Origin of the sequence: Butyricimonas sp. DFI.6.44 (assembly GCF_022132345.1) — a bacterium.
Classification (GTDB): domain Bacteria; phylum Bacteroidota; class Bacteroidia; order Bacteroidales; family Marinifilaceae; genus Butyricimonas; species Butyricimonas muris.
Genome location: NZ_JAKNJD010000008.1, coordinates 163,269 through 174,984, shown reverse-complemented (window position 1 = coordinate 174,984; position 11,716 = coordinate 163,269). Strand labels below are relative to the sequence as shown.

The following is an 11,716-nucleotide window of genomic DNA, read 5'->3' as shown; positions in this document are numbered from 1 at the left end:
GTTTATATTTGTGCATGAACGGCGAAAAGAGAAAACCTGCTTTTGTAAAAGGCATGAAAAATGAAGGAAAAAATATGAGCAAATCTATTAGTATATTAGACAAGGACTATCTGCAATGGGTGAAGGAGTTGAGTATCCGTTATCGTCAGAGTCAGATAAAAGCGGCGGTAAAGGTGAACAGTGTTCTCATCGAATTTTATTGGGGATTGGGAAGCGATATCGTTTCGTTGGAAGTGGATAATAAATACGGGGGTAAATTCTATGCTACCCTTAGTGCGGATTTGCGTAGGGAAATGCCCGGTGTAGAAGGACTTTCCGAATCGAATATACGATATGCCAAGCGTTTTTTTCAGCTTTATGCCGACCGTACCCGAAATCTTCAACAACTTGTTGAAGAATTGTGTAACATACCGTGGGGACACCATATACGCATCATTGACAAGTGCTCGGATAATCCCGACAAAGCCTTGTTTTATGTGCGCCAAATCTTGGAACACGGGTGGAGCCGTGCAATGTTGCTCAATTTCCTTGATACCGATTTATATGAACGGCGAGGGAAGGCTTTAACTAATTTCCAGCACACGATGCCTGTTGTTACAAGTGATTTGGCTCAAGAACTTACAAAAGATCCTTATAGTTTTGATTTTCTTGCCATGCGTAAGGGCTATAATGAACGACAATTGAAGGATGCGCTGTTGATGAATATCACTAATTTTCTGGTAGAACTTGGAACGGGCTTTGCTTACGTGGGGAGGGAATATCGGTTGCAAATAGGTCAAAAGGAAAAATTCATCGATTTGTTGTTTTACAATCTTACTATCCGTTGCTACGTTGTGGTGGAAGTCAAGATAGACGAGTTTGATTCTGCCGATATAGGTCAGCTTGGTACTTATGTGACAGCCGTAAACCATCTTTTACGTAAAGAAGGAATAGATAATCCAACAATAGGGTTACTTATTTGCAAGAATAAGGACAATTTGTTGGCGCAATATGCGCTGGAATCAAGTCGTCAACCGATTGGTATATCAGAATACGAGTTGTCCCAACTTTATCCAACCGAAGTAGAGGGAACCATACCATCAATTAATGAGATAGAGTCGAAGTTAAATGATAGGTCGTAAATTCAACTTAGAAAGAAATGGACTTTTGCACACCTTCATTGTGTAACGTACCGTGGGGATGCCATATTGTATAAACAGCGAAAAGCAAGTAATTTCGCGATTGTAATGATTTGAAAGGATGGATGTCGTAACGTATAAATTTTTGATGGGAACCTCGGCTTTCGTGATCGCGATACTCGGGGTTATGCTGGCGGCTACGACAATACAGCCGGAAAGCGGGTTGGAGAAGTTGCGTAAGGCGCGCAATATCCTTGTGCCTTCGTATTTCGTGTTGGCGCTTCTCAGTCTGGTGTGCTGTTTCACGGGGTATGACCGTCGTGTCGAACCTGCCAGCACGCTTTTTGTAGCTTCGTTTCAAGCTCTTCTCTTCACCATGTCCATGTTGGTTTTCATACGTCCGAATGTAGTCCGGTGGGGAATCGTGCTCCGGCAGGCAGGAGGAATCACGGTAGCGGGCGTAATCTTGTTTGTTGCCTTGTCCTGTTTTGCCGACTATTATTGGGGGCTTTTTTACGCGGGCATTGTTGCTTATATTATCCAGCTGGTGATATACACGCGGCTATTCATGTTGGCGTACCGCCGGACGGTGCGCGAGGTGGAGGATTATTATGACAATGACGAGGAGTACCGTCTGTCGTGGATAAAAACGGGGTTTTATAGTGCGTTGGTTGTCGGCGTCATGGCAATACCCGTGTTATTTTTTACCGCCTTGTACAAATACTTCGTCCCGTTGTACGTGCTTTACTATAGTTTCATGGTGATGTGGTTTGTCAATTACTATCGCAGAATGAAATTCGTGATGCCTGTCATCACGGTTGCCTCGTCGGCAGCGGCTGAAAGCGCGAGAAAGCCCGATGGCGAGGTCGTCGTGGCGGATGCTGCCGGAAAGGAACGGTTGTTAAAGGAAAAATTACAAAAATACATAGACGAGAAAGAATACTGCCGGAAAGATATTTCTTCCGATCGCGTGGCGGATTCTTTCGGGGTGAGTCTGTCATTCTTCCGGCAATACATGAAAACGTGCCACGGGATGGATTTCCGTTCGTGGCGCAAGGAACTGCGTTTACGCGAGGCAACGCGGTTGTTTGACGAACACGCGGAATACGGCATAGATGAAGTCTGTGAAAAAGTAGGTTACAACAATTGCAGCAATTTCAACAGGGACTTTAAACAGATGACGGGGACAACACCTAAATGTTACCGGGAGAGAGTTAATGGGGAAGCCCGCTAATTATCTTTCGTGCAAACAAACGAAAGATAATTCATTTTTTTTGCCTCGGCGGCTTTTACTTTGTATTTTTGTAGATATATCTCCACGGTGAATTATCATTCAATCAATATACAAGCATATGAAAAATAATCTATTTTCACTTGCGCTGGCAATGCTGTTGCTTGCCTCGTGCGGTAAAGACAAAGGTCATAACCCGGAAGAAGACAACAATGTCGTGCAAATCACCGCCTCTATCGACGGCACTGTCGATGGCGGAACGGTATCCGCGGGGCGTGCGACTGTCGATAATGACGGGAAAGGTACATTCGACCCCGGCGACACGTGGGGACTTTACACTTACACGGCTAAAGGCGATTACATGAACGCCAACACGGAATATAAGTACGGGGAAACTACCTTGCACTGGGATGACCTCAGCGAGACGGAAGCGGTGACTTTCTCCGCCCACTACCCGCGCATCACGGGCACCATGCCGGACATTGACGACCCGGCGGCATACCCGTATATGCCCCAAGCGTGGAACCACACGGACGACCTGCTCCATGCCACTGCCACGGCAAGCAAGGGCGGGACGGTGGCACTGACATTCAAGCATCTGATGCACCGGCTCGTCGTCAACCTGGCGGGGGGCGATGGCATGGAGGGGGCGGACTTGTCTTCCGCCCTGATAAACTCTGTGGCAAAGGATGGTTACACGCCAACGATGCGTGCCAACGTGGAGGTGAACCTGCTGACCGGCGCAGTGACCTATGGCAGAGCAACGGGCAGTGTAATCTTCAGCAACGGAGGCGGTGCCAAAGCCGACTGGAAAATAGCGCCGCAAGACCTCACCGCAGGCGCGGAATGGCTCAGGATAGAGGTTGGCGGGGATGTGTGGTACTATCATGTACCTGCCGACCTGAACACTGCCGAACCCGGCAACCAAACCCGCCTCGAAAGCGGCAAGCAACTCACCCTCAACCTCACGCTGAAGAAGAACCCCGACACGGGCAACACCGAAGTGGAACTCACCGGCAGCGAAATCTCCGGCTGGGACACGCAGCCCCCGATTAACGACATCATCGACATCAACGGAAGCGGAGCCCCCACCTCCGGCGACATCGACATGACCAACATGAACGCCGACGAAGTAAAGGCCGCCATTACGGCAGCCCTCGCCGCAGGCCACACCGAAATCAAGCTGACGGGCGAATTTTCCAAGATAGGATTGGGCGCAGTGGACGACGCATTGGGTACATTTTCCTATAATACGAAAATCACGAAATGCGACCTCAGCGAAGTGACGGACTGGGGAACACCGGTAACACTGCCCGGCAACGCCTTTGCGGGTTGCACCGCTTTGCAGGAGGTGACGCTGCCCGATTACGTGCAGGTAATCGGAGAATATGCTTTTTTCAATTGTACTGCGCTGACTACGGTGAATCTTCCGCAGGTTACCCGGATTGAACAATACGCATTTCAGCTATGTACTTCATTGGCGGAACTCACGCTGGATAAAGTGGCAGCGATAGACAAGTGTGCTTTCTTCGGATGCACGAGCCTCAAAACGCTCAAACTGCCGAAGTGTACCCGGTTCGGTGATTATATCGTAACGGGCTGTAGCAGCCTCACCCGAATAGAAGCCACCGCAGCCGGAAATTTCGTTGACATAGAAAATGGTACCAGTATAGAGCACTCCGCCGTTTTTCAGAACAGAGCCGGCACTCATACCGGAGCGAACACATTCGACTCCGCCAAGTGCGACCTCGTGCTGAACGCCGACAAGCAAGAGGGTGGCTCTGCCGTCCCCACAGTCTACAACAGCAACGAATGGGCTGGGAAGGGAGGCAGCGGCTACCTCATGCAATGGAAGAGCATCAGCTTTGCGCAGCAGCCGTAATCCGCGCCTTTCCCGAAGTTGAACTCCGAGGCGGTCAAAGTTCAACATTGGCACCGCCAAAGTTCAACTTCGGGAAGCGGTTCGCCCCCGCAAGGGCACAAGCGTTCTTTGAAAGATTGTATTGGAGATGGAAAGGAAAAACGAGTGGGATACTTGGCCATCCGGCAGCGAATCGGTACTTTTGCAACCGAAACTATAACCTATAAGAAAGGAGAACTCTGAAAATGGCAAAGATAACCGTACAGAACAAAGAAATCACCATTGTGTCGGCAAACGATTCGGACTATATCTCACTGACAGATATGGCAAACGCCAAAGAAAGTGAAAGCCGGGCAGCAGACATTATAAAGAATTGGCTGCGCAACCGATATACACTTGAATTTCTCGGAACATGGGAAATAGTTCACAATCCTAATTTTAAAGTGGTCGAATTTGACCACTTTAAATCACAAGCCGGATTACCAAGTTTTGTAATGAGTGTGTCCGAATGGACGGAAAAAACAGATGCCATCGGTATTATCGTAAGAAAAGGAAAATATGGTGGAACATACGCCCACAAAGATATAGCATTTGAATTTGGATCGGCCATCAGCGTGTTGTTTAAAATCTATTTGATTGAAGAGTTCCAGCGCCTCAAAGAGCAAGAACAAGCCCAAATAGGCTGGAGTGCCAAGCGTGAACTGTCGAAGATAAACTACCGCATTCACACGGATGCTATCAAGCAAAACCTTATCCCCGGGGAAATCACCCCGCAACAAGCCTTGCGTATTTATGCCAGCGAAGCCGATGTGCTGAATGTAGCCATGTTTGGCATGACCGCCCTCGAATGGCGCGACGCGCATCCCGACCTCAAAGGAAACGTGCGCGACTATGCCGGTATCAACGAGCTGATTTGCCTCTCGAATATGGAGAATCTGAATGCCGTTTTCATCAACGATGGCCTGCCGCAGCACGAAAGGCTTGTCCGCCTTAACCGGATAGCCATTCAGCAAATGCAGCTTCTGGAAGACGTAAACAAGAAATACCTGAAATAACCCCATCCTCCAATATCCTCTTTCATATTGAACGCTTAAAATGTAAGAACTTAAAATTAAGCGTATATGAACAAGAAAACATTTTTATCCTTCGGCCGCAGGCAAAGCGTCTGCATTGCCGTCCTGCTGGCGATAGCCGCAACCGCTGCGCTCACCTCGTGCAGCGACGACGACACTCCCGGCAACACCATCCGCTTCACCACCGCCGTTGCCGACTTCACGGGCAGCGATGCCGCCGATAACTCCGGCACACGCGCCACCATCAACGACGAGGACGGCACGGGCAGCTTCGCCAACGGCGACGAAACGATGATTATTGGATTCGCCTATACAACAGCGATGTCGGTTGTCACAAAAGAACACCCCGCCACCTACAAGGACGGAACATGGACTACCGACATGACGTGGGATGAATTCGGCGAGGTTGGGATTGTCCGTTTCTCCGCCTTTTTCCCGAAACGGTCTCTGGCCGACTTTGATGAAAACGGTCTAATGAACTTTAATCCCACCGATCAAAGCACCCCGGAGAAGTATGCCGCCTGCGACTGGATCAGTGCGTTGGCTACCGGGAAAAAAGCCGACCAACCGACGATACAGCTGACGTTCAGCCACCTCATGCACCGCCTCACGGTAAACCTCAGCCTGTCCGACACTCCCGGCACATTGACACAGGCGGATGTGGATGCCGCTACGGTCGTGATAAAGAACATGGAGACCAAAGGTGTTGTAAGTTTTAGCGGCGGCGTAGAGCCGCAGGCTGGGAATACCGGAGACTTCACCCCCTTGAAATCCGCTTCCGGCAACAGCTTCTGCGTCCTCCTCCTGCCACAGTCTGTTACTCCCGGAACCCCGTGGATAGAAATCACCGTGGGCGACCGAACCGTCACCTACGCCGTCCCTGACGGACTGACCGAGCTGCAAGGCGGAAAGGAACAGGTGGTGAACCTTGCGCTGACCAACAGCGGGGTAAATTGAAACTGTGCCGTCCTGAAATAGAGTAAACCGATTTCAGGACGGCACAATAAAATAACTGAACTTATCGGGAGTTTATTTCAAAAAAGAGAGGGAAACGGTAAAAAATGTAATGTTTTTCTTATATTTGCGGTATAAACAAAGTGCCGCAAGGCAAATATTAATCTTCTAATACATGAACACGATGGCAATTCTTTTACAACAATCGCAAGTGGGGGTATTGAACTTTGAATCTGTCAAAGGGAATGCTTGCTGCTGTTGTTGCTGTCGATGTAGATAATTCGGAACTTATTTATTCAGTGATGTAATGATTTTTGATTCGGTGATTATTTAGAATCATGGAGTCATAAATCGTCGATCATAAATCAAAAATTATACAAATGGTAAAGAAGAACATTCTTGAAACCATCGGTAATACACCGATGGTGCGTATTAATAATTTATACGTGAAATCCGGCGTGAATATTTACGCCAAGTTGGAGGGATTTAATCCCACGGGAAGTATTAAAGACCGGATTGCAATGCAGATGATCAAGCAGGCGGAACGGGAAGGGAAGCTGGTGCCCGGGAAGACAATTATCGAACCCACGTCCGGTAACACGGGAATCGGGTTGGCAATTATCGGTATCGTGAAGGGATATGACGTGGAGATCGTGATGAGTGAGGCGGTTTCCGTGGAGCGACGGAAGATTATCCGGTCGTATGGGGGAAAAGTGATTCTGACTCCTGCGGCGGAGGGAACGGACGGGGCGATTCGGCTGGCTCATAAATTGGTGGAGGAGAACCCGGGGAAGTATTTTATGCCCGATCAATTTAGTAATGCCGGGAATTATCAAGCTCATTACGAGAATACGGCGATCGAGATATGGCAGCAGACAGAGGGGGAGATTGATTATCTGGTGAGTGCTCTCGGTACTTCGGGGACGATTATGGGCGTTTCCCGTTTTCTGAAAAAGATGCAGCCGAACATAAAGGTCGTGAGCGCCCATCCCGTGAAAGGGCATTATATACAGGGACTGAAAAACATGGATGAGGCAATCGTACCCGCTATTTATGATCCGTTGCATATCGATATGCAGGTTATGGTCGAGAGCGAGGAGGCTATTGCTATGGCACGGGAGATTATCGCCAAGGAAGGTATTTTTGCCGGCATGAGTAGCGGGGCGGCTATGCTGGCGGCATTGAGAACGGCGGAACGGATCGATGCCGGGAATATCGTGGTGATATTCCCCGATAGGGCGGAAAAGTACTTGAGTACCTCGATGTTCGATGATCTGGCAGATGATTAAATCTGCCGGATAACCCGTGCAGGGCAAACGCATCAAGACGCTTTTTGCCCGGTTCATAAAGTTGAGCTTTCAGCTCCTAAAGTTTATAAAGTTCATAAAGTAACGGGCGTCCTTCGGACAAGGTTTACCGGCAGCCATGCTGCCGTGGACAAAGCGCCCGCTAGGGTCCATAAACCTTATGAACTTTATAGACTTTATAAACTTTTAACTAAAAGGGCAAAAAGCGTCTTGACGCGTTTGCCCTAGTGGGGGATGGCACCTTTTTTGTTAGCTTGTTTAACAAAGTTAAGAATAAAATAGTGTGAACGAGAACAAAACGATAAGAAATATCGTAAAACGTAGTTACGAATAAAATTACAAATTATTATGCAGGTATCAGATATAGGATTGATAGGTTTGGCGGTGATGGGTGAAAATCTTGCGTTAAACTTGGAAGATAAAGGTTACACGGTTTCTGTTTATAACCGGGTACATCCTGACCGTGAGAGCGTCGTGACTCGTTTTATCGAGGGACGGGGGAGAGGGAAACGCTTTCATGGGACCTACACGATAGAGGAATTTGTGGAATCGGTGCGTCTGCCCCGGAAGATCATGTTAATGGTCAAGGCGGGCGATCCCGTGGACGAATTGCTCGGGCAGCTTGTGCCGTGGCTTTCTCCCGGGGACGTGATTATTGACGGGGGAAACTCCGATTATCACGACACGGAACGCCGGGTGAAGATGTTGGAAGAGAAGGGATTTTACTTTATCGGGGCAGGGATTTCCGGTGGTGAGGAAGGTGCTTTACACGGGCCTTCTATCATGCCGGGAGGGTCTGAAATGGCTTGGCCGCTCGTGAAAGATATACTTCAATCGATTGCCGCGAAACTGGATGACGGTTCGCCTTGTTGCGAATGGATAGGGGCGGGGGGTGCCGGACATTACGTGAAGATGGTTCACAACGGTATCGAATACGGGGATATGCAGTTGATTGCCGAGACATATTCCATATTGAAGAGGAGGACCGGGTTGGATAATGACGGGTTGGGCGACGTGTTCGAGCAATGGAACCGGGGAGAATTGAATAGTTTTTTGATAGAGATTACCTCTCGTATCCTGCGCTATAAAGAGGAGAACGGGGATTATCTTTTGGATCATATACTGGATGTCGCCGGACAGAAGGGAACGGGGAAATGGAGTGTCATCGCCTCGCTGGATGAAGGTGATCCCCTGACGTTGGTTTCCGAAGCCGTGTTCGCCCGTTTCATGTCGGCATTGGTGGAGGAACGGGAACGGGCTTCCAAGCAATATCCTTCCGGTAAAGTGGGTGATATGAAGACGAATATCCCCTTGAATCACGAGGGAATAGAAGCGGTGAGGGACGCGTTGTACGCGGCGAAGCTGATTTCTTACGCGCAGGGCTTTTCCTTGATGCGCAGGGCTTCCGAACGTTACGGGTGGAACTTGGATTTGGGAACGATAGCCAAGATATGGCGTAAGGGCTGTATTATTCGTTCCGTGTTCCTCGAGCGGATCACGCGGGCATTTCATAAAAACAGTTCTTTGGAGAATCTTTTGTTTGACGCCTTTTTTCACGAGAAGATGGAGGATGCACTTTCCGCCTTGCGGGGAGTTATCGTGGATTGCGTGTTCAACGGGATAGCTGCTCCCTGTTTCTTCGCGGCGTTGAGTTATTTCGATAATTTGCGCACGTTGGATTCTTCCGCGAATATGATTCAGGCACAACGGGATTATTTCGGGGCGCATACTTACGAGCGGACAGACACGGAGAGAGGGCGCTTCTTCCACACGGACTGGACAGGGGAGGGCGGAAAAACAGTTTCAGGTACTTATAACGTGTAAAAGAATATGAACAGACCGGAGGATCAAGTATTGGTAATTTTCGGGGCATCGGGCGATTTGACTAAACGTATGCTGATGCCATCGCTATACGAGCTCCACGTGCGACAAATGTTGCCGGAGCGTTTTGTTATTTTGGGGACGTCGCGAACCCCGATGAGTGACGATGAGTTCCGCTTGTCTATACGCGTGATGCTGCAGGAGTTGAAAGGGGAGAATAATTTGAAGGGTGAGGAGGTCGATAGTTTCATGCGGAAAGTGTATTACCAGCCGTTCGACCCGGAGAATGGGGCGGACGAGTTGGGAGAGCGGGTGATGTTTCTTATGGAGGAGAACGCGATTCCCATGAAGGTCGTGTATTATCTGGCGACTCCGCCGACTTCTCAACAGGCGATAACGAAATATTTGGGGCGGAGTTGTTTGTTCCGGGTGAAAGAAAAAGGAGGTTGGCATCGTATCGTGGTGGAGAAACCTTTCGGGATTAACTTGGAAACCGCCCGAACGTTGAATAATTCTTTGCTGGAAGTATTTCGCGAGAACGAGATTTACCGAATCGACCATTTCTTGGGGAAGGAAACGGTGCAGAATATTTTGGTGTTGCGGTTCGCTAACCAGATATTCGAGTCGATGTGGAACCGGAATTATATTGATTACGTGGAGATATACGCTTTGGAATCTCTTGGAATCGAGAAGCGGGGGAAATATTACGAGACGGCGGGTGCGCTACGGGATATGGTGCAAAATCACTTGATGCAGTTGCTGGCATTCGTGGCGATGGAGTCACCGGCGACGATGGAACCGGAGGTGATACGCGACGAAACGGCAAAAGTATTGCGTTCCCTGCGGCTATGGACGGGTGAAGATATTGCCCGTAATGTCATCCGGGCGCAGTACGAGGGGGGAGAAGTGAAGGGGCAAACCGTGCCGGGATATCTGCAGGAGAAGGATGTAGCCCCTGATTCGGACACGGAGACGTATGTTGCCTTGAAAGTATTTATTGATAATTGGCGATGGAGTAACGTGCCTTTCTATATTTACACGGGAAAGCGTTTGAAGGATAAACGTTCGGGCGTGGTAATCCATTTCAAATCTACCCCGCACAAGTTGTTCGAGGGGCAATGTCAAGGGACGTCCTGCAACCAGTTGATTATCAGGATGACGCCGGACGAGGGGGTGATGCTGAAATTCGGGTTGAAGATGCCGGGAGGCGGATTCAAGGTGCAGCAGGTGGGTATGGATTTCCTGTACGCGTCGCTTTGCAATAATTATTTGCCGGGGGCTTACGAGCGCTTGTTGCTGGATGCCATGCAGGGGGATTCCATGCTTTATACCCGGAATGATGCTTTGGAGGCAAGCTGGCGTTTTATTGACCCTATCGAGAATTATTGGCGGGAACATCCGGGGAAAGATTTGTCGCGTTACGCGGCAGGGAGCGAGGGACCTGATTTAACCGGAGTGTGGGACGTGTTGCCGCCCGTGTCGAAAGAAGAGAAAAATGTTTGTTGGTTATGATGATAGATGAACGTACGGGATTGGTGTTGGAAGGCGGTGGTATGAGAGGTGTCTTCACTGCCGGGGTGTTGGATTGGCTGATGGATAACGGGAAGTATTTCCCTTACACGATAGGCGTTTCAGCCGGGGCGTGCAACGGTTTGTCGTATGCTTCCCGTCAACGGGGGAGGGCGAAAATCTGTAATATCGATTTGTTGGACAAGTACCGGTACATCGGGGTGAAATATTTGTTCACGAAACGGAGTATCATGGATTTCGATTTGATTTTTAATGATTTCCCGACTCGAATTATTCCTTACGATTACGATACTTATTTCGCTTCACCGGGGCGTTTTGTCATGGTCACGAGTAATTGCCGGACGGGCGAAGCGAATTATTTCGAGGAGAAGAACGATAGGGTACGTTTGTTGAATATCTGCCGGGCATCATGCAGTTTGCCTTTCGTGTGCCCGAAATCTTACGTGGACGGGGTGCCTATGCTCGACGGGGGAATTAGTGACGCGATACCCATCCGTAGAGCGATTGCCGATGGTTTTTCCCGGAACGTGGTTGTGTTGACACGTAATAAAGGTTACCGGAAAGAGGTGACGGATAAGTCTATCCCGTGGTTTATGTACCGCCGTTACCCGGCCTTGCGGGAGAGCCTGAGAGTGAAGAATAAGCATTATAATGAAACCCTCGACTACGTGGAGCAACTGGAAGAGAAAGGACAGGTGATTATCATCCGACCGGAGCGACCGCTTGAGGTTGACCGGATAGAACGGGACGTGTTGAAATTGACGGATTTGTACAATCAAGGATATGAATGTGCCAAACAGGTATTAAGCAGTTATTTGTGA

At 49.1% G+C, this 11,716-nt stretch carries 9 protein-coding genes; all 9 read left to right on the top strand.

Annotated features, from left to right (window positions below; all coding sequences use genetic code 11):
• Window positions 1-74: 74 nt before the first annotated feature.
• The 9 genes from L0M98_RS12580 to L0M98_RS12540 all read left to right on the top strand — a co-directional run bounded on the left by L0M98_RS12580 (window position 75) and on the right by L0M98_RS12540 (window position 11,716).
• On the top strand, window positions 75-1,121 hold the full coding sequence (locus tag L0M98_RS12580; protein WP_227216252.1) for a PDDEXK nuclease domain-containing protein: 1,047 nt from the start codon (window positions 75-77) through the stop codon (window positions 1,119-1,121).
• A gap of 118 nt (window positions 1,122-1,239) precedes the next feature.
• Window positions 1,240-2,352, top strand: coding sequence for a helix-turn-helix domain-containing protein (locus L0M98_RS12575; RefSeq protein ID WP_227216250.1), 1,113 nt, complete (start codon window positions 1,240-1,242; stop codon window positions 2,350-2,352).
• A 118-nt stretch (window positions 2,353-2,470) separates the two neighbouring features.
• Entirely contained in the window at window positions 2,471-4,231 is a 1,761-nt protein-coding gene (locus tag L0M98_RS12570) for a leucine-rich repeat protein (protein ID WP_227216248.1), read from the top strand.
• Between the two features lie 224 nt (window positions 4,232-4,455).
• A complete protein-coding gene (locus tag L0M98_RS12565; RefSeq protein ID WP_227216247.1) occupies window positions 4,456-5,265 on the top strand; it encodes a KilA-N domain-containing protein in 810 nt (269 codons plus the stop codon).
• Between the two features lie 66 nt (window positions 5,266-5,331).
• The gene (locus L0M98_RS12560) at window positions 5,332-6,240 is read left to right on the top strand and encodes a fimbrillin family protein (RefSeq protein ID WP_227216245.1); all 909 of its coding nucleotides are present in this window, start codon (window positions 5,332-5,334) and stop codon (window positions 6,238-6,240) included.
• A gap of 377 nt (window positions 6,241-6,617) precedes the next feature.
• The gene (locus tag L0M98_RS12555; RefSeq protein ID WP_227216243.1) at window positions 6,618-7,526 is read left to right on the top strand and encodes a PLP-dependent cysteine synthase family protein; all 909 of its coding nucleotides are present in this window, start codon (window positions 6,618-6,620) and stop codon (window positions 7,524-7,526) included.
• Between the two features lie 366 nt (window positions 7,527-7,892).
• Entirely contained in the window at window positions 7,893-9,368 is a 1,476-nt protein-coding gene (gnd, locus tag L0M98_RS12550) for a decarboxylating NADP(+)-dependent phosphogluconate dehydrogenase (RefSeq protein WP_186976815.1), read from the top strand.
• A 6-nt stretch (window positions 9,369-9,374) separates the two neighbouring features.
• Window positions 9,375-10,877 (top strand): glucose-6-phosphate dehydrogenase, encoded by a 1,503-nt coding sequence (gene zwf / locus L0M98_RS12545; protein ID WP_227216241.1) that lies wholly within the window; start codon window positions 9,375-9,377, stop codon window positions 10,875-10,877.
• The gene (locus tag L0M98_RS12540) at window positions 10,874-11,716 is read left to right on the top strand and encodes a patatin-like phospholipase family protein (protein ID WP_370645651.1); all 843 of its coding nucleotides are present in this window, start codon (window positions 10,874-10,876) and stop codon (window positions 11,714-11,716) included. The genes zwf and L0M98_RS12540 overlap by 4 nt, the downstream gene beginning before the upstream one ends.